At 57.8% G+C, this 24,132-nt stretch carries 26 protein-coding genes; 14 read left to right on the top strand and 12 right to left on the bottom strand.

Going from position 1 to position 24,132, the window contains the following annotated elements:
- Nucleotides 1-32: 32 nt before the first annotated feature.
- The 9 genes from NUX24_RS10190 to rpoS all read left to right on the top strand — a co-directional run bounded on the left by NUX24_RS10190 (nt 33) and on the right by rpoS (nt 6,747).
- Nucleotides 33-359: a DUF3561 family protein gene (locus tag NUX24_RS10190; protein ID WP_008499610.1), complete on the top strand. Its 327-nt coding sequence runs from the start codon at nt 33-35 to the stop codon at nt 357-359.
- A gap of 166 nt (nt 360-525) precedes the next feature.
- Nucleotides 526-837 carry a cell division protein FtsB gene (gene ftsB / locus NUX24_RS10195; protein WP_008499609.1) on the top strand — a complete coding sequence of 104 codons (312 nt, stop codon included), beginning with the start codon at nt 526-528 and terminating at the stop codon, nt 835-837.
- Nucleotides 838-856: 19 nt separating this feature from the next.
- Complete coding sequence (gene ispD / locus NUX24_RS10200; RefSeq protein ID WP_257831309.1) at nt 857-1,567, top strand: 2-C-methyl-D-erythritol 4-phosphate cytidylyltransferase; 711 nt, start codon at nt 857-859, stop codon at nt 1,565-1,567.
- Nucleotides 1,567-2,046, top strand: coding sequence for a 2-C-methyl-D-erythritol 2,4-cyclodiphosphate synthase (gene ispF, locus NUX24_RS10205; protein WP_008499607.1), 480 nt, complete (start codon nt 1,567-1,569; stop codon nt 2,044-2,046). The genes ispD and ispF overlap by 1 nt, the downstream gene beginning before the upstream one ends.
- A complete protein-coding gene (gene truD, locus NUX24_RS10210; protein WP_047650267.1) occupies nt 2,043-3,092 on the top strand; it encodes a tRNA pseudouridine(13) synthase TruD in 1,050 nt (349 codons plus the stop codon). Before ispF ends, truD begins: the two co-directional genes overlap by 4 nt.
- Nucleotides 3,073-3,834 (top strand): 5'/3'-nucleotidase SurE, encoded by a 762-nt coding sequence (gene surE / locus NUX24_RS10215; RefSeq protein ID WP_029741539.1) that lies wholly within the window; start codon nt 3,073-3,075, stop codon nt 3,832-3,834. Before truD ends, surE begins: the two co-directional genes overlap by 20 nt.
- Nucleotides 3,828-4,454, top strand: coding sequence for a protein-L-isoaspartate(D-aspartate) O-methyltransferase (locus NUX24_RS10220; RefSeq protein ID WP_126329613.1), 627 nt, complete (start codon nt 3,828-3,830; stop codon nt 4,452-4,454). Before surE ends, NUX24_RS10220 begins: the two co-directional genes overlap by 7 nt.
- A 116-nt stretch (nt 4,455-4,570) precedes the next feature.
- Nucleotides 4,571-5,695, top strand: a complete 1,125-nt coding sequence (gene nlpD / locus NUX24_RS10225) for a murein hydrolase activator NlpD (RefSeq protein WP_045286502.1) — start codon at nt 4,571-4,573, stop codon at nt 5,693-5,695.
- A 59-nt stretch (nt 5,696-5,754) separates the two neighbouring features.
- The gene (rpoS, locus tag NUX24_RS10230) at nt 5,755-6,747 is read left to right on the top strand and encodes an RNA polymerase sigma factor RpoS (protein ID WP_008499600.1); all 993 of its coding nucleotides are present in this window, start codon (nt 5,755-5,757) and stop codon (nt 6,745-6,747) included.
- A gap of 52 nt (nt 6,748-6,799) precedes the next feature.
- Here rpoS and NUX24_RS10235 read toward each other — a convergent pair whose 3' ends face one another.
- Both NUX24_RS10235 and NUX24_RS10240 read right to left on the bottom strand, forming a co-directional pair.
- Nucleotides 6,800-7,180: a DUF4440 domain-containing protein gene (locus NUX24_RS10235; RefSeq protein WP_214577212.1), complete on the bottom strand. Its 381-nt coding sequence runs from the start codon at nt 7,178-7,180 to the stop codon at nt 6,800-6,802.
- Nucleotides 7,177-8,379 carry an MFS transporter gene (locus NUX24_RS10240; protein WP_257831317.1) on the bottom strand — a complete coding sequence of 401 codons (1,203 nt, stop codon included), beginning with the start codon at nt 8,377-8,379 and terminating at the stop codon, nt 7,177-7,179. Before NUX24_RS10240 ends, NUX24_RS10235 begins: the two co-directional genes overlap by 4 nt.
- Before the next feature lie 108 nt (nt 8,380-8,487).
- Here NUX24_RS10240 and NUX24_RS10245 point away from each other — a divergent pair, with 108 nt between their 5' ends.
- Nucleotides 8,488-9,375: a LysR family transcriptional regulator gene (locus NUX24_RS10245; protein WP_257831379.1), complete on the top strand. Its 888-nt coding sequence runs from the start codon at nt 8,488-8,490 to the stop codon at nt 9,373-9,375.
- Here NUX24_RS10245 and NUX24_RS10250 read toward each other — a convergent pair.
- Nucleotides 9,372-9,779 carry a MarR family winged helix-turn-helix transcriptional regulator gene (locus NUX24_RS10250; protein WP_023308984.1) on the bottom strand — a complete coding sequence of 136 codons (408 nt, stop codon included), beginning with the start codon at nt 9,777-9,779 and terminating at the stop codon, nt 9,372-9,374. The two genes, NUX24_RS10245 and NUX24_RS10250, sit on opposite strands and share 4 nt — an antisense overlap.
- Before the next feature lie 172 nt (nt 9,780-9,951).
- Here NUX24_RS10250 and NUX24_RS10255 point away from each other — a divergent pair, with 172 nt between their 5' ends.
- Genes NUX24_RS10255 through NUX24_RS10265 form a run of 3 tightly spaced genes read left to right on the top strand, consistent with a single transcriptional unit; the run spans nt 9,952 to nt 12,203 of the window.
- The gene (locus NUX24_RS10255; protein ID WP_008499595.1) at nt 9,952-10,554 is read left to right on the top strand and encodes a non-oxidative hydroxyarylic acid decarboxylases subunit B; all 603 of its coding nucleotides are present in this window, start codon (nt 9,952-9,954) and stop codon (nt 10,552-10,554) included.
- The gene (locus NUX24_RS10260; protein ID WP_126329607.1) at nt 10,544-11,971 is read left to right on the top strand and encodes a non-oxidative hydroxyarylic acid decarboxylases subunit C; all 1,428 of its coding nucleotides are present in this window, start codon (nt 10,544-10,546) and stop codon (nt 11,969-11,971) included. Before NUX24_RS10255 ends, NUX24_RS10260 begins: the two co-directional genes overlap by 11 nt.
- A gap of 10 nt (nt 11,972-11,981) precedes the next feature.
- The gene (locus tag NUX24_RS10265) at nt 11,982-12,203 is read left to right on the top strand and encodes a non-oxidative hydroxyarylic acid decarboxylases subunit D (protein WP_003862116.1); all 222 of its coding nucleotides are present in this window, start codon (nt 11,982-11,984) and stop codon (nt 12,201-12,203) included.
- A gap of 47 nt (nt 12,204-12,250) precedes the next feature.
- On the opposite strand, the gene mutS is transcribed toward NUX24_RS10265, so the two are convergent.
- Nucleotides 12,251-14,812 carry a DNA mismatch repair protein MutS gene (gene mutS, locus NUX24_RS10270; RefSeq protein WP_257831321.1) on the bottom strand — a complete coding sequence of 854 codons (2,562 nt, stop codon included), beginning with the start codon at nt 14,810-14,812 and terminating at the stop codon, nt 12,251-12,253.
- Nucleotides 14,813-14,925: 113 nt separating this feature from the next.
- The gene (locus tag NUX24_RS10275) at nt 14,926-15,156 is read right to left on the bottom strand and encodes a SymE family type I addiction module toxin (protein WP_047650274.1); all 231 of its coding nucleotides are present in this window, start codon (nt 15,154-15,156) and stop codon (nt 14,926-14,928) included.
- A 175-nt stretch (nt 15,157-15,331) separates the two neighbouring features.
- Between NUX24_RS10275 and NUX24_RS10280 the strand changes: the two genes are divergently transcribed.
- On the top strand, nt 15,332-15,676 hold the full coding sequence (locus NUX24_RS10280; RefSeq protein WP_029739543.1) for a nitrous oxide-stimulated promoter family protein: 345 nt from the start codon (nt 15,332-15,334) through the stop codon (nt 15,674-15,676).
- A 5-nt stretch (nt 15,677-15,681) separates the two neighbouring features.
- On the opposite strand, the gene NUX24_RS10285 is transcribed toward NUX24_RS10280, so the two are convergent.
- From NUX24_RS10285 to hypD, 7 genes are all read right to left on the bottom strand, one after another.
- Nucleotides 15,682-16,902 (bottom strand): MFS transporter, encoded by a 1,221-nt coding sequence (locus tag NUX24_RS10285; protein ID WP_257831324.1) that lies wholly within the window; start codon nt 16,900-16,902, stop codon nt 15,682-15,684.
- Between the two features lie 16 nt (nt 16,903-16,918).
- On the bottom strand, nt 16,919-17,680 hold the full coding sequence (locus tag NUX24_RS10290) for an ABC transporter ATP-binding protein (protein WP_047646251.1): 762 nt from the start codon (nt 17,678-17,680) through the stop codon (nt 16,919-16,921).
- The gene (locus tag NUX24_RS10295) at nt 17,680-18,717 is read right to left on the bottom strand and encodes an iron ABC transporter permease (protein ID WP_047650277.1); all 1,038 of its coding nucleotides are present in this window, start codon (nt 18,715-18,717) and stop codon (nt 17,680-17,682) included. The genes NUX24_RS10290 and NUX24_RS10295 overlap by 1 nt, the downstream gene beginning before the upstream one ends.
- Nucleotides 18,717-19,715: an ABC transporter substrate-binding protein gene (locus NUX24_RS10300; RefSeq protein WP_214577208.1), complete on the bottom strand. Its 999-nt coding sequence runs from the start codon at nt 19,713-19,715 to the stop codon at nt 18,717-18,719. Before NUX24_RS10300 ends, NUX24_RS10295 begins: the two co-directional genes overlap by 1 nt.
- A 153-nt stretch (nt 19,716-19,868) precedes the next feature.
- Complete coding sequence (gene flhA, locus NUX24_RS10305; protein ID WP_257831328.1) at nt 19,869-21,941, bottom strand: formate hydrogenlyase transcriptional activator FlhA; 2,073 nt, start codon at nt 21,939-21,941, stop codon at nt 19,869-19,871.
- Between the two features lie 61 nt (nt 21,942-22,002).
- Nucleotides 22,003-23,013, bottom strand: coding sequence for a hydrogenase expression/formation protein HypE (hypE, locus tag NUX24_RS10310; RefSeq protein ID WP_257831330.1), 1,011 nt, complete (start codon nt 23,011-23,013; stop codon nt 22,003-22,005).
- Nucleotides 23,010-24,131: a hydrogenase formation protein HypD gene (gene hypD, locus NUX24_RS10315; RefSeq protein WP_257831332.1), complete on the bottom strand. Its 1,122-nt coding sequence runs from the start codon at nt 24,129-24,131 to the stop codon at nt 23,010-23,012. The genes hypE and hypD overlap by 4 nt, the downstream gene beginning before the upstream one ends.
- Between the last annotated feature and the right edge of the window lies 1 nt (nt 24,132).

Genomic DNA, 24,132 nt, shown 5'->3' on the forward strand with positions numbered 1-24,132 from the left:
CCGAACGATGAGTCACGGTCACAGGATTAGCTATGCGCAACAGTGAACATTACATCACCACCACCGGGTCGGAGCCGCTAGCGACCGACGACGAAACGACCTGGTCATTTCCCGGGGCCATCATTGGCTTCGTCTCATGGCTGCTGGCGCTTGGCATCCCGTTTCTCATCTACGGCGGCAACACGCTGTTCTTCTTTCTCTACACCTGGCCATTCTTTCTGGCGCTGATGCCCGTGGCGGTTGTCGTCGGCATTGCGCTGCACTCGCTGCTCAATGGAAAGCTCCTGTACAGCACCGTGGTCACGATTGTGACGGTGGTTCTGATGTTTGGTCTGTTATTTTTGTGGCTCATGGGCTAACTTCAGCCATAATTCAAACCGTAACCAACTGTGTAACGATATTGTGCAGGACGATTCTGCGGAAAAAATGTGGTACATTTGCCCGCGATGTTGCGGCATCTCTGTTACCCCGGCGTAGTGCTCTGGGGAAGTCTTGGGATGATGATGCCGTTTTTCAGGGGGCAGGATGGGTAAACTAACGCTGCTGTTGCTGGCTTTGCTAATCTGGCTGCAATATTCGCTGTGGTTCGGTAAGAACGGACTGCACGACTATAGCCGGGTAAGCGATGACGTCGCGGCTCAGCAGGCAACAAACGCCAAACTTAAGGCGCGAAACGATCAACTCTTCGCTGAAATTGATGACCTCAATGGCGGGCAAGAGGCGATTGAGGAACGCGCACGCAATGAACTCAGTATGACTAAGCCGGGCGAAACCTTTTATCGTCTGGTTCCGGATGCGTCTAAACGCAATCAGGGCTCAGCACAAAACAATCGATAATCAGGCCCAGGATTACGACATGGCAGTAACTTTTTCGGACGTATGCGCCGTGGTGCCGGCCGCAGGTTTTGGCCGGCGCATGCAGACAGAATGTCCCAAGCAGTACCTCTCTATTGGCGATAAAACGATCCTCGAGCACGCCGTGGCGGCGCTGCTGGCGCACCCGCGGGTGACGCGTGTGATTATCGCTATCAGCCCTGGCGATGCGCGCTTCGCGCAGCTGCCGCTGGCAAATCATCCAAACATTACCGTCGTTGACGGTGGCGCCGAGCGCGCCGATTCCGTGCTGGCGGGCATTCAGGCCGCCGGAAACGCGCCGTGGGTGCTGGTGCATGACGCGGCGCGTCCGTGTCTGCATCAGTACGATCTTGCGCGCCTGCTGGCGCTGAGCGAAACAAGCAAGGTCGGTGGGATTCTGGCCGCGCCGGTGCGCGACACCATGAAGCGCGCCGAGCCGGGCAAACAGGCTATCGCCCACACAGTCGATCGCGTCGATTTATGGCACGCGCTGACGCCACAATTTTTCCCCCGCGAATTACTCCACGACTGCTTAACGCGAGCGCTTAAAGAAGGTGCGACCATCACGGACGAAGCCTCCGCGCTGGAGTATTGCGGTTTCCACCCTGAGCTTGTTGAAGGACGCGCTGATAATATAAAAGTAACGCGTCCGGAAGATTTACAGCTTGCGGAATTTTATCTTACCCGTTCGACCCATCAGGAGAAGGCATAATGCGAATTGGACACGGTTTTGATGTACACGCCTTTGGCGGAGAAGGCCCAATTATCATTGGCGGCGTGCGCATTCCTTATGAGAAAGGGCTGCTCGCGCATTCTGATGGCGACGTGGCGCTGCATGCGCTGACCGACGCGCTGCTGGGCGCTGCCGCGCTGGGTGATATCGGCAAGCTGTTCCCGGACACCGACCCGGCATTTAAAGGCGCGGACAGCCGCGAACTGCTGCGCGAAGCGTGGCGCCGCATTCAGGCGAAAGGCTACACCCTCGGCAACGTCGACGTGACGATTATTGCTCAGGCCCCGAAAATGCTGCCGCATATTCCGCAGATGCGCGTGTTTATTGCAGAGGATCTGGGCTGCCATATGGATGACGTGAACGTCAAAGCGACGACGACCGAGAAGCTGGGCTTTACCGGGCGCGGCGAAGGAATTGCCTGTGAAGCCGTGGCGCTGCTGGTGAAGGCGAGCAAATGACGGACTTCGACAACCTGACCTACCTGCACGGTAAACCGCAGGGGAGCGGAGTGCTGAAAGCTAGCCCTGAAGACTTCCTCGTGGTGGAGGATCTGGGCTTTGAGCCGGATGGCGAAGGCGAACATATCCTGGTACGTATTCTGAAAAATGGCTGCAATACCCGCTTTGTGGCCGACGCGCTGGCAAAATTTCTCAAAATTCATGCCCGCGAAGTGAGCTTTGCCGGACAGAAAGATAAACACGCCGTCACTGAACAGTGGCTCTGCGCGCGCGTTCCCGGCAATACGATGCCTGATTTAAGCAAATTTGAGCTTGAGGGCTGTAAGGTACTGGAATTCGCCCGCCACAAGCGCAAACTGCGTCTGGGGGCGCTGAAGGGAAACGACTTTACGCTGGTGCTGCGTGAAGTGACCGACTGCGAAGACGTTGAAAAACGTCTGAACGCCATCAGTGACCGCGGTGTGCCGAACTACTTTGGCGCGCAGCGCTTTGGCATTGGCGGCAGCAACCTGCAGGGCGCGCTGCGCTGGGCGCAAAGCGACGCCCCGGTGCGCGACAGGAATAAACGCAGTTTTTGGTTGTCGGCGGCCCGCAGCGCGTTGTTTAATCAGATTGTGAGCGAAAGGCTGAAAAAAACGGACGCGAATCAAGTTGTTGTTGGCGATGCGCTACAATTAGCGGGACGCGGAAGCTGGTTTGTGGCAACGGCCGAAGAAATGGCCGATGTGCAGTCGCGCGTGGACGCAAAAGCGCTGATGATTACCGCCGCGTTGCCGGGTACGGGCGACTGGGGAACGCAGGGCGACGCGCTGGCTGCCGAGCAGTTCGCCGTAGCGGATGGGTCAGAATTGCAATCCTTGCTGGTGCGGGAAAAAGTCGAGGCGGCACGTCGCGCGATGCTGCTCTATCCGCAGCAGTTAAGCTGGAACTGGTGGGATGACGTAACCGTCGAGTTACGCTTCTGGCTACCGGCAGGTAGCTTTGCCACCAGTGTTGTCAGGGAACTTATCAACACCTCGGGTGATTATGCGAATATTGCTGAGTAACGATGACGGGATCCACGCGCCGGGTATTCAGACCCTGGCGAAACACCTCCGCGAATTCGCGGACGTGCAGGTCGTGGCGCCCGATCGTAACCGCAGTGGAGCGTCTAACTCTCTGACGCTGGAGTCGTCGCTTCGCACCTTTACCTTTGAAAATGGCGATATTGCCGTGCAGATGGGCACACCAACCGACTGCGTTTTTCTGGGCGTGAACGCGCTGATGCGGCCGCGTCCGGATATCGTCGTCTCCGGCATTAACGCCGGTCCTAACCTCGGCGATGACGTGATTTACTCCGGTACCGTGGCCGCCGCAATGGAAGGGCGCCATCTGGGGTTCCCGGCGCTGGCGGTCTCGTTAAACGGCCACACGCACTACGACACTGCTGCCGCGGTGACCTGTTCGATCCTGCGGGCGCTCGGCCGCGAGCCGTTGCGTACCGGGCGCATCCTCAACATCAACGTGCCGGATCTTCCTCTTGATGAAATTAAAGGCATTCGCGTCACCCGTTGCGGGAGCCGCCATCCGGCCGATCAGGTGATCCCGCAGCAGGATCCTCGCGGCAACACGCTTTACTGGATTGGTCCTCCCGGCGATAAGTGCGACGCGGGCCCGGATACCGACTTCGCCGCCGTGGATGAAGGCTATGTTTCGGTGACTCCGCTGCACGTAGATTTAACCGCGTATAGCGCGCATGATGTGGTGTCGGGCTGGCTGGAACGCGCAGGAGTGAACGCGCAATGGTAAACAAACGTGTACAAACTCTTCTGGAACAACTCCGCGCGCAGGGGATCCGCGACGAGCACGTGCTTGAAGCGCTCGCCCTGGTTCCGCGTGAGAAATTTGTAGACGAGGCGTTTGAACACAAAGCGTGGGAAAACGTAGCGCTGCCCATCGGGCAGGGTCAGACGATTTCGCAGCCTTACATGGTGGCGCGCATGACGGAGCTGCTGGAGCTGACGCCCGACTCCCGCGTGCTGGAGATTGGTACCGGATCGGGGTATCAGACCGCGATCCTGGCGCATCTGGTTCATCATGTATGCTCCGTTGAGCGGATTAAAGGTTTACAGTGGCAGGCGCGTCGTCGCCTGAAACAACTTGATTTACATAATGTTTCGACACGACACGGTGATGGATGGCAGGGTTGGAAGGCGCGCGCCCCGTTTGATGCGATCATCGTGACGGCGGCCCCGCCTGAAATTCCTTCAGCCCTGTTGTCGCAGCTGGATGAGGGGGGCATTCTGGTTTTGCCCGTCGGGGACGAGCAGCAGCTGTTGAAGCGCGTTCGTCGGCGCGGCGGCGAGTATATTATCGACACCGTGGAAGCCGTGCGCTTTGTGCCTCTGGTGAAGGGGGAGTTGGCCTGAGACTCGGAATTATCCAGGGTTATTAAGGCAAATTCAGCGTATGGTGTGGCGCGAAAGATTCGTGCCTTCACGGTAAATTTTAAGTCACTGGTAGTTAACACATTCCTGGGGGATAAATGAGCGCGGGAAGCCCTAAATTCACCATCAGCCGTGTTGCGGCATTATCACTGGTTTCGCTCTGGCTGGCAGGCTGTACAAGTTCTAACAACGCGCCTGCGCCCGTCAGTTCCGTCGGCGGAAACAGCGGCTCCGGTAACACGTCCAGCGGAATGTTAATCACGCCGCCGCCTAAAATGGGGACGGCTGCACCGCAGCAAACACCACAAATTCAGCCTGTGCAACATCCTGTTACACAGCCAATGCAGGTTCAGCCAGTCGAACAGCCTGTCCAGACCCAGAATGGCCGCATAGTCTATAACCGCCAGTATGGGAACATTCCGAAAGGCAGTTACACTGGCGGCAGCACCTATACCGTGAAGCGTGGCGACACGTTGTTCTACATTGCGTGGATCACCGGGAACGATTTCCGTGATCTCGCGCAGCGCAATAACGTCCAGGCCCCATATGGTCTGGAAGTCGGGCAAACGCTCCAGGTGGGCAACGCGACGGGTACGCCGCTCACGCCTGGCAACACCGTTTCAGCGGCCGATGTGACGGCTCAAAATAACAGCGTTAAGCCTGCACAAAAATCCACCACGGTGGTTGCTTCACAACCTGTAATTACGTATTCTGAGGATTCAGGTGATCAGACTGCTAACAAAATGTTGCCGAATAATAAAGGTACTGCGACTGTTGTCACAGCACCGGTGACGGCACCTGTGGTTAGCTCTACTGAACCGACTGCCAGCAGTATGACCTCCAGTTCGCCAATCTCTGCATGGCGCTGGCCAACTGACGGCAAGGTTATCGAGAACTTCTCTTCCTCCGAAGGGGGAAATAAAGGGATCGATATCGCAGGGAGTAAAGGACAGGCTATCATCGCGACCGCAGACGGACGCGTTGTGTATGCCGGTAACGCTCTGCGCGGTTACGGTAATCTTATTATCATCAAACATAACGATGATTACCTGAGTGCCTACGCCCATAACGACACAATGCTGGTCCGGGAACAACAAGAAGTTAAGGCGGGGCAAAAAATCGCTACCATGGGTAGCACCGGAACCAGTTCTACACGCTTGCATTTTGAAATTCGTTACAAGGGGAAATCCGTAAACCCGCTGCAGTACTTGCCGCAGCGATAATTTGACGGGGCATGCCAGCCAGGGTGTCTCGTTTAGGGATCACGGGTAGGAGCCACCTTATGAGTCAGAATACGCTGAAAGTTCATGATTTAAATGAAGACGCGGAATTTGATGAGAACGGAGTAGAGGCTTTTGACGAAAAAGCCTTAGTAGAAGAGGAACCCAGTGATAACGATTTGGCTGAAGAAGAGCTGTTATCGCAGGGCGCCACACAGCGTGTACTGGACGCGACTCAGCTTTACCTTGGGGAGATTGGTTACTCCCCACTGCTAACGGCCGAAGAAGAAGTCTATTTCGCACGTCGTGCTTTGCGTGGTGATGTCGCCTCGCGTCGTCGCATGATTGAAAGTAACCTGCGACTGGTCGTGAAAATTGCCCGCCGTTACGGCAATCGTGGTCTGGCTCTGCTGGATCTGATTGAAGAGGGCAACTTAGGTCTCATCCGCGCAGTTGAGAAGTTTGACCCGGAACGCGGGTTCCGTTTCTCAACCTACGCGACCTGGTGGATTCGTCAGACCATCGAACGGGCTATTATGAACCAGACCCGTACGATCCGCCTGCCGATTCACATCGTCAAAGAGTTGAACGTTTATCTGCGTACCGCGCGCGAGTTGTCCCATAAACTGGACCACGAGCCAAGCGCAGAAGAGATTGCCGAGCAACTCGATAAACCGGTTGATGACGTTAGCCGTATGCTGCGTCTCAACGAGCGCATTACCTCTGTTGACACCCCGCTGGGTGGCGACTCCGAAAAAGCGCTGCTGGACATCCTGGCCGATGAAAAAGACAACGGCCCGGAAGACACCACGCAGGACGATGACATGAAACAGAGCATCGTCAAATGGCTGTTCGAACTGAACGCCAAACAGCGTGAAGTGCTGGCACGTCGTTTCGGTTTACTGGGGTATGAAGCTGCAACACTGGAAGACGTCGGCCGCGAAATTGGCCTGACCCGTGAACGTGTTCGTCAGATTCAGGTTGAAGGTCTGCGCCGCCTGCGTGAAATCCTGCAGGGGCAAGGTCTGAATATCGAAGCGCTGTTCCGCGAATAAGCAACCTTTCGTCAAAAAAGGCCCGTCGTGAGACGGGCCTTTTTCTTTTGTGTTACGGCTGTGCCGCCGTCTCGTGCAGCAGACGCCACGTTATTTTGTCGCCTTCCTGATTGAGCACCGCGGTTGACCAGCGCACGTTAACGGGCAGATCTGGCCGGGTTTGCGTCTCGCGGTAGTGAAGCACCGCGCCACGATCCCAGCGCTGGATCGTGGATAATTCGTCAATGACGATCTTCAGTCCGGGACGGCTTCCGCGCTGTTTTTCCAGAAAACTGACAAGACCACTATAGTCGATCTGCACACCGCCAGGCGGGATCATCAGGAAATCCGGATGGAATCGGGTGAGCAGGGCGTCGGCATCGCCTTCGCCTTTGCCTAACCAGTCTTCAAGCGCAATGTGGAGGTCGATAATGTCGTGTTCGAAAGGCGTCATGAATTCTCCTGTCGCAGCTGGGTAAGCACCTGCGTATTGTTAAGACGAAAAACGTACGGTACAGGCAGCAAGGTGATACCTGCGGCCAAAAAAAACATCGCGTGCCAGGCGGCGAGCGGTGGCAGCCAGGCCTGCGCCAGGTTCAGCGCCTGCGCAAGCAGCAGGGCACCGGCAAAAAAGCTCAGCTGGCGATTGAGATTCCACAGCGCGCTGGCATCCGGCATCTCTTCCCGGCGCGTCGTCAGAAACGCGCTGCTCTGAGCCGTACTGCTGCACAGGCTTCCTCCCGCGCCCATCAGGGTAAACGCGACGACAGGCAACAGCGTTGTTGAGCTGACGTTAATCAAAAGCAGAATACCCGTCGCCTGCAGCAGGCAGCCGATGACGATCGGCGGTCGGGGGCCGATGCGGTTAAAATATCGTCCCGTTGCCGTGATGGCGATAAACGATGCTACGGACCACGGCAGCATGAGCATCCCCGTTGCGGCTGGGCTCATGTTCGCCTCGTGCTGAAGATAAAACATGCCCGTGACGTTCACCCCAATAAATACGCCGGGAACACATAAATAAACAAGCATCGAAAAACGCAAAAGCGGGTCCGCGAGCAACGGCAGGTTTAGCAGTCTGGCCGCTTTCATCGCGGGCATTTCGTGTTTAAGCCACAGGCAGGCCATAACAAAGGTCACGATAGCGACCGGTAGCGTGGCGAAAAATATCCATCGCCAGCTGAGCGTCTGCACCAGCAGGCCCCCGATAGCAGGGGAGCAGGCCGGGGCAAGTAACGCCACCAGCATCACCGCCGAGGAGAGTCTGGCGCGCTCGTGAGGCTGAAACTGTTGCCAGGTCAGCGCCTGTCCAACGGGGATCAGTAAGCCTCCACCCACGCCCTGGATCGCTCGCCAGGCGATCAGGCTTTCAAGCGTTGCTGACAGGCCCGCCGCAGCGGAGGCTGCGCTGAACAGAAAAAGCGAGAGCAGGATGACGCGCTTTGGCCCGATGCGGCGCGTGAGCATGCTGCTGAACGGGATCGCCAGCGTCAGGCCGGCAATGTACCCGTTACTGACCCAGGCAAGGGCTGAAGGCGCGGTGTTAAAGGCGTGAGCCATTGCCGGGAAGGCGACGCTGGCAATAAACATGTTGATCAAATCAAGAAAAAAGCCCAGCAGATAGACAACGGCGACTTTGCTGCGATACGTCATGGTGGATCCTCCGGTGAGGTGGCGTATCCTATCGATCCGGGAAGCTCGGATAAACCTGACAAAGCGCGATATACTGTCAAAAATATTTTGACAGTAAAAGGCGTGATGATGATTAACCTACAGCGGGCGCAGATGTTTGTCGCGGTGGCCGATACCGGCAGTTTCACTGCCGCAGCCGAGGCAATGGGGCTGACAAAAGCGGTCGTCAGCTTCAATATTCGCCAGCTTGAAGATGAGCTGGGCGTTACGCTGCTGCTGCGCTCCACCCGCCGCCTGACGTTAACCGAGGCGGGCGCGCTTTTTCATCAACGCAGCGTGGCGCTTCTGAAGGATGCGGAACGGCTACAGGATGATGTCCGTGCGAATCATGCGGGGCTTACCGGTGAACTGCGGATCACGACCACGCCTGAATATGGCTCCCAGGTGGTGGTGCCGTTGCTGGCCAGGTTTAGCCAGCAGCATCCGGATCTTCGCGTGCGGCATGTTTCGTCGTCCCTGCACGCCGACCTTATCTCGGAGCGCTTTGACGTAGCTATCCGGCTGGGAACGCTTGCCGATTCGCGCAACCACGCCGCGCTGATTTCGCACTTCTCTATTCTTCCCGTCGCGGCGCCCGGGTGGCTGGTCAACCATCCGATCGAAACGCTTGCGCAGCTGGCCCACGCCGACTGGATTATTCACGAGCGCCTGGCCTCGCCGCTGCGCTGGCAGGTGAAGGATGCCAGCGGTGCGCCTGAAACGCTGGAGATAAAAAAAGCGCCGCGCCTGTTTGCCGACAGCGCACAGGCTCTTATGGCCTTTGCACTCGCGGGCGGAGGCGTGGCGTTACTGCCGGAATGGCTGGCGCGCGATGCGATTGATGCGAAAAAACTGGTCCCGGTGTTACCGGAATATACCTTTGCGCGGCAGGGCATCTATGCGGTTTATCCCGATGCCCGGCACGTGTCGGCGAAGGTGCGCACTTTTATCGATTTTATGCGCACCACCGTGAATTAATCGTGCATCATCTTTTTGATGAGCGCAGAGAACTGCTCCCGCTCGGCCTTGTTAAGACGTCCTAAAAACGCCTCATCCACCTCGTTGCCAACCGGTTTACAGCCCGCAAGCAGGGCTTCACCTTCTGGCGTCAGAAAGACAAACCGGCGTCGCTTATCGGCCGGATCGTGCTCGCGTTTGACCAGACCGCGCGCCTCCATGCGGCTGAGCATCTCCGCCAGGGTCGCTTTCGTGCTGACCGCCACTTCGGTCAACGCCACCTGTTCAATACCCGGATGCTCGGCAATAGAGCGCATCACCGCATACTGCGGCTTGGTCAGTTCCGGTAAGGCATGTTGCCACTGGGCGGTATGCTGTTGAAAAAGCTGACGTAACAGGTGGAACGCCTCTTGTCTTAGTTCCATGAACACTCCGACGGAAAAAATCTCCCTCTATGATAGCTGCTCTTGCCCTGGATTTTAACGCGGCATTTTTTAGCAATTCGTGTGATCGTATGCGAACAATCTTGTCAGGAAATCGATCAGGGAGTAATTTACTCATAATGTTCGTGTACGAACAAATTGATTGAGGTGTTGAATGAGATTAATCGTGGGAATGACGGGGGCAACGGGTGCTCCGCTGGGCGTGGCGCTGCTGCAGGCGCTGCGGGAAATGCCGGAGGTGGAGACGCATCTGGTGATGTCTAAGTGGGCAAAAACCACCATTGAGCTGGAAACGCCATACACCGCGCAGGACGTTGCTGCTTTGGCTGACGTTGTCCACAGCCCGGCTGACCAGGCCGCCACCATCTCCTCCGGCTCGTTTCGTACCGACGGCATGATCGTCATTCCCTGCAGTATGAAAACGCTGGCGGGTATCCGCGCGGGCTATGCCGAAGGGCTGGTGGGACGTGCGGCGGATGTGGTGCTGAAAGAGGGGCGCAAGCTGGTGTTGGTGCCCCGTGAAACGCCGCTCAGCACCATTCATCTGGAGAATATGCTTGCGCTCTCCCGCATGGGCGTGGCGATGGTGCCGCCTATGCCTGCGTATTACAACCACCCGCAAACCGCCGATGACATTACCCAGCACATTGTGACCCGCGTGCTTGACCAGTTCGGTCTGGAGCATAAAAAGGCGCGCCGCTGGAACGGGTTGCGGGAGGCGAAACATTTTTCACAGGAGAATAAAGATGGCATTTGATGATTTGAGAAGCTTCCTGCAGGCGCTCGATGAGCAAGGGCAACTGCTGAAAATTGAGGAAGAGGTTAACGCCGAGCCCGATCTGGCGGCGGCAGCCAACGCGACCGGCCGCATTGGCGACGGCGCGCCCGCGCTGTGGTTCGACAACATTCGCGGGTTTACCGATGCCCGCGTGGTGATGAACACCATCGGCTCCTGGCAGAACCACGCCATTTCGATGGGGATCCCTGCGAACACCCCGGTAAAAAAACAGATCGACGAGTTCATCCGCCGCTGGGATAAATTTCCCGTCACGCCGGAGCGCCGCGCCAACCCGGCCTGGGCGCAGAATACGGTGGACGGTGAAGACATTAACCTGTTCGATATCCTGCCGCTGTTTCGCCTGAACGACGGTGACGGCGGTTTTTATCTCGATAAAGCGTGCGTTGTCTCGCGCGATCCGCTCGACCCGGACAACTTCGGCAAGCAGAACGTCGGGATCTACCGCATGGAAGTTAAGGGCAAGCGCAAGCTGGGCCTGCAGCCTGTTCCGATGCACGATATCGCCCTGCATCTGCACAAGGCGGAAGAGCGCGGTGAAGACCTGCCGATTGCGATTACGCTGGGCAACGACCCGATCATCACCCTGATGGGCGCCACGCCGCTGAAGTACGATCAGTCCGAGTATGAAATGGCCGGCGCGCTGCGTGAAAGCCCGTATCCGATTGCCACCGCGCCGCTGACCGGCTTCGATGTGCCGTGGGGTTCAGAAGTGATACTGGAAGGTGTGATTGAAGGCCGCAAGCGTGAAATCGAGGGGCCATTCGGCGAGTTTACCGGACACTATTCCGGTGGCCGTAACATGACGGTGGTCCGTATCGACAAAGTCTCTTACCGCACCAAACCGATTTTCGAATCCCTTTACCTCGGCATGCCGTGGACCGAGATTGATTATCTGATGGGCCCGGCCACCTGCGTGCCGCTCTACCAGCAGCTGAAAGCGGAATTCCCGGAAGTGCAGGCGGTGAATGCGATGTACACCCACGGTCTGCTGGCGATTATCTCTACCAAAAAGCGTTACGGCGGTTTTGCCCGCGCGGTCGGTTTACGCGCCATGACAACGCCGCACGGCCTGGGCTACGTGAAGATGGTGATCATGGTGGACGAGGATGTCGACCCGTTCAACCTCCCGCAGGTGATGTGGGCGCTGTCATCGAAGGTCAACCCGGCAGGCGATCTGGTGCAACTGCCGAACATGTCGGTGCTTGAACTCGATCCCGGATCCAGCCCGGCGGGCATTACTGACAAACTGATTATTGATGCGACCACGCCTGTCGCACCGGATACCCGGGGCCACTACAGCCAGCCGGTACAGGATCTGCCTGAAACCAAAGCCTGGGCCGAAAAACTGACCGCGATGCTGGCAGCACGTCAATAAGGAGGAAAAGATGATTTGTCCACGTTGTGCCGATGAGCATATTGAAGTGATGGCGACGTCGCCGGTAAAAGGGGTCTGGACCGTTTATCAGTGCCAGCATTGTTTGTATACCTGGCGCGATACCGAACCGCTGCGTCGTACCAGCCGTGAGCATTACCCGGAAGCGTTCCGCATGACGCAGAAGGATATTGATGAGGCGCCGCAGGTGCCGACAATCCCGCCGCTGCTGTAAAAAAAAGCCCGGTGGCGCAGCGCCACCGGGCAAAAGACCGCAGAAAACTAAACCAGACTTTTCAACCTGTAAATCCACTCCAGCGCCTGACGCGGCGTCAGCGAATCCGGGTCGAGGTTCTCCAGCGCTTCCACCGCAGGCGACGTCTCTTCCGCAGGCACCAGTAGCGACATCTGCGTACCATCAATCTGCGTCGCCGCCGCATTCGGTGACAGGCTTTCCAGTTCACGCAGTTTCTGACGCGCGCGCTTAATCACTTCTTTCGGTACACCGGCCAGCGCCGCGACGGCCAGACCATAGCTCTTGCTCGCCGCGCCATCCTGCACCGTGTGCATGAAGGCAATGGTATCGCCGTGCTCCAGCGCATCCAGATGAACGTTCGCAACCCCTTCCATTTTCTCCGGCAGCTGCGTCAGTTCGAAATAGTGGGTGGCAAACAGCGTCATGGCCTTGATTTTATTCGCAAGGCTTTCCGCACAGGCCCATGCCAGCGACAGACCATCATAGGTTGACGTTCCGCGTCCGACTTCATCCATCAGCACAAGGCTGTGCTCCGTCGCGTTATGCAGAATGTTTGCCGTTTCGGTCATCTCGACCATGAAGGTTGAGCGTCCGCTCGCGAGATCGTCCGCTGCCCCGACGCGGGTAAAGATGCGGTCGATGGGGCCAATCTCCACGTTTTGCGCCGGGACGTAGCTGCCGATATACGCAAGCAGCGCAATCAGCGCCGTCTGTCGCATATAGGTACTCTTACCGCCCATGTTTGGGCCGGTAATGATCAACATTCTTCTCTGCGGTGACAGGCTCAGCGGGTTGGCGATGAACGGTTCGTTCAGCACCTGCTCTACCACCGGGTGACGGCCTTCAGTGATACGAATGCCGGGCTTGTCGGTAAAGGTTGGGCAGGTGTAGTTCAGCGTTTCAGCGCGTTCTGCCAGATTCACCAGCACGTCCAGCTCCGCCAGCGCGCTGGCGCTCTGCTGCAGGTCGCCCAGGTGCGGCATCAGCATGTCGAACAGCTCGTCATACAGCTGTTTTTCCAGCGCCAGCGCCTTACCTTTCGAAGTGAGAACTTTGTCTTCGTACTCTTTCAGTTCAGGAATGATGTAGCGTTCGGCGTTTTTCAACGTCTGGCGACGCACGTAGTGAATCGGCGCCAGGTGGCTCTGCCCGCGGCTAATCTGAATATAGTAACCGTGTACCGCGTTATACCCCACTTTTAGGGTGTCGAGCCCTAGACGCTCGCGCTCGCGAATTTCCAGCTTATCGAGGTAGTCCGTCGCACCGTCGGCCAGCGCGCGCCATTCGTCCAGCTCCTCGTTGTAGCCAGGGGCAATCACGCCACCATCACGCACCAGAACCGGAGGCGCATCGATAATGGCGCGCTCCAGCAGTTCGCGTAGCTCGGTAAATTCGCCCATGGTTTCGCGGAGTTTCTGTACCGGCGCGCTGTCAACGTCACTCAACTGCGCACGCAGTTCCGGCAGCTGCTGGAAAGCATGACGCATCCGCGCGAGATCGCGTGGTCGAGCTGTTCGCAGTGCCAGACGAGCAAGGATACGCTCCAGATCGCCCACCTGGCGCAGAACCGGCTGCAGCTCGGTATAGCGATCCTGCAACGCGGCAATCGTCTGCTGACGGCAAACCAGCGTCTCGGTATTGCGGATCGGCATATGCAGCCAGCGTTTCAGCATGCGGCTGCCCATTGGCGTTACCGTACTGTCGAGGACCGACGCGAGCGTATTTTCGACGCAACCCGCCAGGTTCTGCGTGATCTCCAGATTACGGCGCGTGGCGGCATCCATGATGATGCTGTCCTGCTGGCGCTCCATGGTGATAGAGCGGATATGCGGCAGGGCGGTGCGCTGGGTATCCTTCACGTACTGCAGGAGGCACCCTGCCGCACACAGCCCGCGCGGGGCATTTTCAACGCCAAAGCCAATCAGATCGCGGGTGCCAAACTGCAGATTCAGCTGCTGGCGCGCGGTATCAATTTCGAATTCCCACAGCGGACGACGGCGCAGCCCGCGACGACCTTCAATCAGGGCCATTTCGGCGAAATCTTCGGCATAGAGCAATTCTGCCGGGTTGGTGCGCTGCAGTTCGGCGGCCATCGTTTCACGGTCAGCCGGTTCACTCAGACGAAAACGCCCGGAGCTGATGTCCAGCGTCGCGTAGCCAAACCCTTTACCGTCCTGCCACAGCGCTGCCAGCAGGTTATCCTGGCGCTCCTGTAACAGGGCTTCATCACTGATGGTGCCAGGCGTAACGATGCGCACGACTTTGCGTTCCACCGGGCCTTTTGAGGTCGCTGGATCGCCGATCTGTTCGCAGATGGCAACGGACTCGCCCTGATTCACCAGCTTCGCCAGGTAGTTTTCTACCGCGTGGTGCGGGATACCTGCCATAGGAATGGGCTCGCCTGCCGATGCGCCACGTTTGGTCAGAGAGATGTCGAGCAGCTGCGATGCACGCTTAGCATCGTCATAAAACAGCTCGTAAAAATCGCCCATACGGTAAAACAGCAGGATTTCCGGATGCTGTGCTTTCAGCTTCAGATACTGCTGCATCATCGGCGTATGTGCGTCGAAATTGTCGATTGTGCTCATGGAGTTATGATGTCCATTTCTTTGAAAATTAACTGTTTTGATGGGCTCAGTGGCCGTTTGTTCCTTCTATTGTCGCATGAAAAAAAGGTCCGGCGCAGAAAAATGTCGTGGCTTTACGAGGCATCTTCCGACATTAATTCGATAACAATTTTTCCATGCTCCACGCCCACTCTGACCCTTGAGTGGGTCGTAAACCCGGCCTTTTCAAGCCAGTCACCTTTTAAGCTCAACGCCGCATGGACGCTGTAGCGCTTCGGTATCTTGGTATTGCGGTCTTCATGGCGCTTTCTAAAATATCCCACTTTCAAATGGCGATAGGGTTTGCCGATCGTGAGCTCTTGCATAGGGTCTCCAGACAACACGGACAAAGGTCGTTTCTGATGCCTGTATAAAATACCAGTGATTATCGGTCGCTGCAGGGCTAAAACTGGAATCAGGCTTCAGAAAACGGCATGCAACAACTGAAATCCCGCATTGAAAGATGTATGATTTTTGCACTTTATTATTCGGTAATCCGCTATGTCCGGTAAACGCATCTCACGAGAAAAAGAGACCATCGCGAAAATGATCGCGTTGTATGAAAAGCAGTGTCCGCAGGCATCTCAGGAGGAAGGGCACTATCAGGCACTCAACGCGTATGCCGATAAGCGCCTGGATAAGTGCGTTTTCGGTGAGGAAAAGCCCGCCTGTAAACAGTGTCCGGTCCACTGCTATCAGCCTGCCAGACGCGAGGAGATGAAGCAGGTTATGCGCTGGGCTGGTCCGCGTATGTTATGGCGTCATCCCATTCTGACCGTTCGTCATCTGATGGATGACCGTCGTCCCGTGCCGGAACTTCCCGAGAAATACCGTCCGAAAAAGTGATTGGTTCAGCGTCTCATCGGGCCGCAAATCACCTTTAGGGCTAGCGCGCTGCAAAGCGGGAAGAGGGCCAGCAGCAGCCAGGGATACATCGCCTGCGTTGAGGGCACCAGCGCGCGGTCCAGCAGGCTGCCAAACAACAAGTTTCCCGCCAGTACCGCTATGCCTCCGGCGGTAGCGAGTGCGCCGTAGTGCGCGCCAAGCGTGGATTCCTCCGCAAACCGAGGGATCAGATCTTTAGCAGATGGCACCAGCAGCATTTGCCCCAGCGTCAACAGCGTCACAAAACAGACAGAAGGCAGTAAGCGCAGCCAGCCTTCCGGCGGCGTCATCGGGGCGAACGTCGCCACGCTCGCAAAGGCGGCTGAAAGGAGCAAAAATCCCACCGGCAGAATTCTCACCGCACCCACGCGACGGGCGAAACGCGCCAGCGGCAGCTGTAAGGTGATGATCAGAACGGAGGCCAGCATAAAAAGCGGGCCGAGATCTTTCTCGTTACCGCCAGAACGCTGGATCTCCACCGGCAGCGCCAAATAAAGCTGGTTATAGCTTAACAGCCACGAGCTGTAGGCAATGATAAAGGCGACAAAGCGCGGCTGACGGAACGTTGTCCACCAGGGCTGTATTTTCAGCGTCTGTGAACGGTGGCCAGCAGCAGGCAGGCAAAAGAAGAGCACTACTAGCGCAATGATAAAGACGCCAGCCCCCGCCAGCGCCACCTGACGAAAACCCAGCCCGGTGAGCAGGGCGCCAGCAACCGGGCCGAGTACCGCGCCGAGCTCTCCGCAGACGGCAAAGAGTGCAAACCATTCCGCCCGGCTGCGTTTGCCTTTTTCCTCGCTGTGAGTGCCTGCTTTTGCCAGCAGTGCCTCAATCGAGGGGGAGAATAACGCGCCGCCAACGCCCGTCAGACACGCGCCCAGAATAATCGGCCACAGGGATTCCCCGAAGGCCAGCAGCAGATAGCCTGAAACACGAACAATACAGCCGCTCAGGATAATCACTTTCGCGCCAAACCGGTCCGAGAGCGCACCGCCAACGATAAACATCCCCTGCTGTGAGAAGGTACGCAGGCCCAGGATCAGCCCGATCAGACCACCGGAGAGCAGCATGTCGTCGCGCAGAAATATCGCCAGGAAGGGAACGACGGCGTAAAAGCCAATGTTGAAAACAAACTGGCTACCCAGTAAGACGGGCGGCCAGAGCGTGGCGGCAGGGCGAAGGGGCATCGTCGTTCACTCGTCCCTAAACGATAAAGTGGATGTGCTTTTTGCCATGGAACGGCGAGATCTCGATTTTGGTTTTGACCCGGAAGACATCCCACAACAAAGACTCGGATAAGATGTCCTGCGGTGTCCCCGTCGCCACAATTTGCCCTTTCTGCATCACAATCAGCGAGTCGCAGAACATCGAGGCGTGGTTGAGATCGTGGATAGCGACAATGCTGGTGACCGGTAATTCGCTGATTAACTGCATCAGCTGCATCTGATGATGAATGTCCAGGTGGTTGGTCGGCTCGTCCAGCAGGATTTCCGTTGGGGTCTGAGCCAGGGCGCGGGCAATATGCACCCGCTGGCGCTCGCCGCCGGAGAGGCTCAGCCAGCCCTGGTCGCTTTTATCCAGCATATCCACGCGCTGCAGGGCGGCGGTGACGGTTTCGTCATCGTGGTTGCTCCAGTTGGAAAAAGCGGAGTGGTGCGGAATACGCCCGAGTTTCACCACGTCACGAACGCGCATGTTGGCGTCAGTCATGCCGTGCTGTTCGACGAAGGCGACCCGGCGGGCAAGCTGCTTTTTGGCAATACGAGAGATGTCCTGCCCGTCCAGCGTCACACAGCCCGCATCAGGGCGACGCAGCCCCGCCAGGATACGTAAAAGAGACGATTTACCGCAGCCGTTAGGACCAAGCAGCCCTACCGTTTCGCCCCGAGAAACCTTCAGCGAGACGTCATTAACGATGACTTTTTTGCCGACCTTCCAGGTAATATTTTCAGCGCAGATACTCATCACTTATTCCTTGAGCGGTAGATAATCACGGCAAAGAAAGGCACGCCAACCAGCGCGGTGACCACGCCGACGGGCAGGCTTTGCGGCGCAATCAGCATGCGCGAGGCAATATCAGCCAGCACCATCAGGATAGCCCCTGCCAGCGCGCTGGCAATCAGCAGCGTGCGGTGCAGCGGCCCGAACAGGAAGCGCATCACGTGCGGCACTACCAGCCCGACAAAGCCGATTGAGCCCGCCATGCTGACAATCGTCGCGGTAATCAGCGCGGTAGTGGTAAAGAGCGTCAGGCGAACCCACGGGACGGCAATACCTAAAGAGGCGGCGGCGTCATCGCCGAACGTAAAGGCATCCAGCGCCCGGGAATAGTAGAGGCAAACGGCTAATCCAGTCAGCACCACGACCAGTGCCAGCTGGAATTCAGGCCAGCGTACGCCGCTGAAGCTGCCCAGCAGCCAGAACATCACGTCGCGCGCCTGCTGGGCGCTGGCAGAGGTGCTGATGGTGTAGGCCGTAATGGCGTTGAAAAGCTGCGAGGCGGCAACGCCAGCCAGAATGGTACGTTCATTTCCCCCGCGCGCGCCGTTCGTCAGAAACGCGACAAACGCAAACGCGGCGAACGCCCCGGCGAAGGCACCGGCAGAGAGGGAGACCGCACCGGTGCCGATCCCCAATACGACGACAGAAACCGCCCCGGTCGACGCGCCCGCGGACACGCCGAGCACGTAGGGTTCCGCCAGCGCGTTCTTCAGCAGGCTCTGCAATACGGCACCGCAGATGGCCAGCCCCGCGCCGCAGCAGGCCGCAACCAGCGCGCGGCTCAGGCGAAAGTCCCAGATCACGCTCTCATAGATGCGGGTGAGCGGAACCTCGGTGAGCCCCATTTTATTGCTGATGGCGTAAAACACGTTCTGCAGCGGGATGGACAGCTCGCCGACGCTGACGCTCAGCGCGATCGTCAGAAATAACAGTACCAGGGCGAGCAAAGCCGAGGTCGTCAGAACCAGGCTCTGCCGGGCCTGAAGAACGGCGGTTGTCATCAGTTCAGCCCCAGCTTTCTGAGCTGTTCGCCGACCTGCTCAGCCCCGTAAATCGTACGGATCGTCGGATTCATCGCCTGGCCGTCCATCACCACGATATGGCCTTTTTTCACCGCGTCCAGCTGGCTGACCGCCGGATCGCTCTTCAGGAATTTGATTTTCTCTTCCGCGTTATCCAGCGCCCAGCGGTTGCGATCGAGGCTGGAGACCACTATCACATCCGGATTGGCGGCAATAATGCTCTCCCAGCCCACGGTTGGCCATTCGGTCTCGGACGTAATGGCGTTATGACCGCCCATCAGGCTGGCGATAAACCCGGAGGGGCTATTTTTACCGCCGACGTAGGCGTCCGCAGAAGGGGATGAACTGGAGAACCAGAAGACAAACGAAAGATCTTTTTTACTCTTGCCGAATTCCTTACGCAGGTCGGCCTCGCGTTTTTTGAAATCGGCAATGACGGCCTGACCGCGATCTTCAACGTTAAAGATTTTGGCGAAATCCTCTATCTCTTTGTAGAGATACGTCATATCCCAAAGCTTCTGGCGGCTGCCGTACATATCGCCAGTGGCTTTTTTGGTCGCGCACATGCCCGGCGACACGTAGCTGTTCACGCCCAGGGTCATCAGATCGTCGCGTTTTGCGACCTTGCTTTCAGGCCCCAGCAGCAGTGGCGTCTGGGCGGGAACAAAGTCGGGGTTTTGCGCCAGCACGGATTCAAGGGTAGGGATTTCGACCGTCAGGGTTTTGATTTTTGCATTCTGTTCCGCCAGCTGCGGCAGCACTTTGGTCGGCCAGAAGGCGCTGGCCTTCACCTTATCTTCCAGACCCAGCAGGAGCAAAATTTCGACGGTGTTCTGGCCCAGGGCCACGACGCGTTCCGGCGCTTTGGTGAATGTCTCTTTATAGCCACAGTTTTCAATCGTCAGGGGATAGGTGGTTGCCAGAGCAGAACCGACCGACGCAATCGCCAGGCCTAACGCGCAGATGACCTTTTTCATGAAACGCTACCCTTCATTAAAATTATTATTGATGCAAATGAAACTCATTATTAAGGCGGAATTTTATACAGAGGAAACGATTTTGTGTCAATGAGGGACAATTGCGCAGGGTAACAAAAGGCGGTGTCAGAAAAACACCGCCGGAATAAGGCCTTAAATGAGGCTCTCTTTATCAATACCGAGACGCTTCATGCGTGACAGCAGGGTGGTGCGTTTTAACCCCAGTCGCTGGGCGGCACCTTTTGGTCCGGCGACCACGCCGTTGGTCTCTTTCAGCACGCGCATAATGAGCTGATATTCATCTTCTCCTTCTTTCGCTGTCTCGGCGGCGGGCGCGGTTACGTCAGGAAGCGTAACCTCAGGCAGAGAGAGTTGCAGCACGTTACCGCGCGTCAGCAGCACCGCGCGCTCAATGACGTTTTCCAGCTCGCGCACGTTGCCGGGCCATTCCATCGATGAAAGGGTACGCAACGTCTCGGCAGGAATACTGTCGATGTTTCGCCCCATCCGGCGCGCAATCTTCGCGGTAAAGGCTTTGACCAGCAGGGGGATATCCTCCGGGCGTTCGCGCAGCGGCGGCAGGAAGATCGGGAAGACGTTCAGACGATAGTAAAGATCGCTGCGAAACTCGCGGTCGGCGACCATTTTTTTCAGGTCACGGTTGGTGGCTGCAATCAGCCGCACGTCAGTCTGGATAAGCTTGTTGCTGCCAAGACGTTCAAACTCCTGCTCCTGAAGGACGCGCAGCAGTTTCGGCTGTAGCTCCAGCGGCATATCGCCCACTTCGTCGAGGAACAGCGAGCTTTTGTCCGCCAGCTCAAACCGGCCCAGCCGCTGGCTGCTGGCCCCGGTGAATGCACCACGCTCGTGGCCGAACAGATCGCTTTCCAGCAGCCCCGCAGGCATCGCGGCGCAGTTCATCTTCACCATCCGTCGGCTGTTGCGGTTGCTCAGATTGTGGATTGCGCGGGCTATCAGCTCTTTGCCCGTGCCGGTTTCGCCCAGGATCAGCACCGTGCTGTCGCTTTGCGCCACCATTTCAACCTGCTTAAGCACGCTGTACATGGCGTCGCTGCGCCCGATGATTTCACCAAACTCGCTGTCCACGTTGTTGAGCTGTTCGGTCAGGGCCAGGTTCTCATCCACCAGCCGCTCTTTCAGGCGATGAATTTCCTGATAGGCGAGGGCGTTATCCAGGGCAATAGAGATACGCTCGGCAATCTGGCGTAGCAGCTTCAGGTTGGCGGTAGTAAACACGCCTTCCTCGCACTGCGCCAGCTTCAGCACGCCCAGCATGGTGTTGCCGGACATCAGCGGCAGCAGGCACAGGGTCTGAATTTTATTGCCCCAGGTGTTAAACAGCATCCGCTCGTACGGCGCGACCGGGTCCTGCTCGTTCAGGTTGAGCAGGAGGATCTCTTTGCTCTTGAAGACCCGCTCGGAAAGGGTGCCCGCTTCGTCCACCTCGCTCTGCTCGTGCGCCGGGTTGGCTTCATCGAGATAGTGCGTGGAGTAGATGTTCAGCTTGCCCTTGCGATGCCCGCGCAGCGCAATGCTGATGGCGTCGATTTTGAAATAGTGGTGGATCTCTTTCGAGACTTCGCTGACCAGCTCGTCCATGTCCAGGCGGGAGAGCACGGCGTTGGTGATGGCGACCAGAATGCGGAAGTTGTCGCGCTCGCGGCTCAGCAGGTCGTAATCGACGTTATTGGTGACGCGGCTTTGGATCTGCTCCGCAACGACGGCCACAATCTGGGTAAAGGTATGCAGGCGCTCGTATTCCGCCTCGCTCCAGGGGTGGTCGGTCGTGCGGATAAACTCGCAGCCGCCAAAAATCTGGCCCTCTGCCGCCAGCGGCAGCATGCAGTAATGCCCGAAAGACTGATAGAGATCGCTATCCGCGAGCCGCGGCCACGCCTGGCGGAACTCCGCAAAGTTGCAGTGCAGCACTTCAGGCCGGGAGAGTATGCGGCGCACCGGGCCATGCGCCAGATACGTTTCGTCTTCGTATTCAAACGTTTTGCCATTATCACGCGTCGAGTAGTAGCTCGCGCGCTGCGTTCCGCTATGCCAGAGCACAATCGCGGCGCTGTCCGCCAGCGCCGATTGCCTGACCAGCCGCGTCAGGGCATCGCTCAGCGCACCGAGGTCGGGCTGCTGTAAAAGTGTGCGCGTGATATCAAACAGGCCCTGCTGTCCAAGATCGCTCATCGGTGTATACGACATATTGCTTTCCAATAGAAACTGGCAAAAAAGAGATTCAGTGCTGACCGCTTTTGGCGCGGTTCTAGCAAATACGGGGTAAGGGTTCCGCGTGCGGCAGATCCAGCGTGCGTTTAACGCCATACAGCCCGGCCAGGCGCACCCCTTTGCGCTCAACCACTTCACCAATCATCGCCGCCTCTTTTCCTGACGGATGAGCCCGCAGCTGTTCAAGAACGGCTTCCGCGGCCGCGCGTTCAACGCCAATCACCAGTTTGCCTTCGTTGGCAAAGTTGAGCGGGTCCAGGCCCAGCAGTTCGCAAAGCCCGCGAACGGCAGGCTTAACGGGCAGGCTGCGCTCGGTGAGTTCAATCCCGTACCCGCAACTTGCTGCAAATTCGTGGACCACAGCGTTCACGCCGCCTCGCGTCGCGTCCCGCAGGGCTTTCACGCCGGGAATACCCCGCAGCGTCTGAATCAGCGCGGTGAGCACCGCGCAGTCGCTGCGCAGTTCGCCATCCAGCCCCAGACCTTCGCGCAGGTTAAGGATGGTCGCCCCGTGGCAGCCCAGCGTTCCGGTGACGATCAGCACGTCGCCCACGCTAAGCTGTTGCGCCGCCCAGTGAATATCGGCGGGGATCGCCCCCATGCCGGCGGTGTTGATAAACAGCTTGTCGGCCGCGCCGCGCTGCACCACTTTGGTATCGCCGGTGACGATAGCTATCCCCGCCTCGCGCGCGGTCTGCGCCATGCTGTTGACCACTGCCGTGAGCGTCTCCATCGGTAACCCCTCTTCGAGGATAAACCCGCAGGAGAGGTAGCGCGGAATAGCGCCGCTGACCGCCACGTCGTTGGCCGTGCCGCAGACGGCGAGCTTGCCGATATCGCCGCCGGGGAAGAACAGCGGATCGATCACGTAGCTGTCGGTGGAGAACGCCAGCCTGTCGCCCTGCGCGGTGAGGGTGACGAGGTCAATGCGCGCCTGGTCTTCCTGTTCGGCGAGCCAGGGATTGTTGAAGGCTTCCATAAACAGCCGGTTAATCAGCTGCTGCATCGCCTGTCCGCCGCTGCCGTGCGCCATTTCAACCGTATTCATGCTTCACTCTCCTGGTTGCGATACTGATACCACGCGGCACACGCCCCTTCGGAGGAGACCATCAGCGCGCCAAACGCCGTTTGCGGGTTACAGGTATTGCCAAATAACGGGCATTGATGCGGTTTGCATTTACCGGTGAGCACGTCGCCGCAGCGTGCCCGGGGATCGTCGCAAACCTGCTGCGGCTGCGGGCGGAAATGCGCTTCGGCGTCGAACGCGCGATAGGCCAGCGTCAGGCGCACGCCGGATTCGGCAATCAGCCCCAGACCACGCCACTCGCTGTCGCCCTCAACGCTGAACACGTCGACTATCGCCTGCTGCGCCCGTTCATTTCCCGCATCCGGCACCACGCGGCGGTACTGGTTTTCCACTGCACTCAGGGCCGCTATTTTCTGCTCAACCAGCATGGTCACACCTTGCAGTAGATCAAGTGGTTCGAAACCAGCGACCACTAACGGACGATTGTACTGTTCAGCGATAAAACCGTAGGCGTCTGTGCCAATCACCATGCTGACATGGCCCGGTGCCAGAAAGGCGTCAATACCGTTGCCAGGCTCTTCCAGCAGGCTGCGCAGTGTGGGAATGAGCGTAATGTGCTGGCAGAAGAAGAAAAAGTTATCGACGCCGCGTGCTTTCGCCTGCTGCAGCGTGATGGCGGTGGCGGGCATGGTGGTTTCAAACCCCAGGCCAAAAAACACCACCTTGCGCGCGGGGGTGTCCTCCGCCAGCGTCAGGGCATCCATCGGCGAATAGACGATCCGGATGTCGGCTCCGCGCGCTTTCGCCTGCAGCAGCGAGCCGTTTTTCCCCGGCACGCGCATCGCGTCGCCAAAGGTGCAGAAAATGACGTCAGGCTGGCTGGCAATTTCAATACAGCTGTCGATGCGCCCCATCGGCAGCACGCACACCGGGCAGCCGGGGCCGTGGATAAACTCGATGTTCTCCGGCAGCAGCTGGTCGAGGCCAAATTTGAAGATGGCGTGCGTGTGTCCGCCGCACACCTCCATGATCCGCAGCGGTCTCTCTTTCGTGTAGTCCAGCAGCGCTGCGCGCGTTTTCAGGTGCCCGATAAGCTGCAGCACCTGTTCCGGCGCGCGGTATTCATCAACGTAACGCATG

This window comes from Enterobacter sp. HG048 (assembly GCF_024702055.1).
Lineage (GTDB): Bacteria > Pseudomonadota > Gammaproteobacteria > Enterobacterales > Enterobacteriaceae > Enterobacter > Enterobacter dykesii.